The sequence below is a fragment of the Streptomyces sp. SID12501 genome (genome assembly GCF_010550245.1).
Classification (GTDB): Bacteria; Actinomycetota; Actinomycetes; order Streptomycetales; family Streptomycetaceae; genus Streptomyces.
The window spans coordinates 1-426 of record NZ_JAAGLU010000753.1 but is presented as its reverse complement, the minus strand read 5'-3'; the positions used below and the strand labels follow the sequence as shown (position 1 = coordinate 426).

Genomic DNA, 426 nt, shown 5'->3' with positions numbered 1-426 from the left:
CACAGCGCGAACAGCACGAAGCCCGCGACGATCAGCACGTAGTACCAGCCGAACGCGCCGATGACGTCGGCCTGCACGGCCTCCACGACCGACTCCGCCCGGTCCGGGAAGAGGATCGCCAGGCCCGCGAGGAGCACGATCACCGCGGCGGCCGGCGCGAACACGCGCCAGGAGACGCGGGACACGCCGGACGTGGCCGGCGACGGGGAGGGGGTGGCGGCGCTGGGTTCGTCGGTCGGCGTCGTCATGCCGTCATCCTCGCCCCTGCGGGTCAGGACCGCTTGTTGCGTGCGGTCTGACGTGCGCGCTCGGTCTGGTCGAGCACGACCTTGCGGATGCGCACGACCTCGGGGGTGACCTCGACGCACTCGTCCTCGCGCGCGAACTCGAGCGACTCCTCGAGCGTGAGCTTGCGCGGCGGCACCA

Annotated in this window: 2 protein-coding genes; both read right to left on the bottom strand. The window is 72.1% G+C overall.

What is annotated here, in order from left to right; genetic code table 11:
• The coding region (locus tag G3I71_RS48290; RefSeq protein WP_203733203.1) for a BCCT family transporter at window positions 1-248 on the bottom strand (248 nt) is incomplete at its 3' end.
• Between the two features lie 23 nt (window positions 249-271).
• Window positions 272-426: hypothetical protein (locus tag G3I71_RS52885; RefSeq protein WP_343243315.1), on the bottom strand; the 155-nt coding region annotated here is incomplete at its 5' end.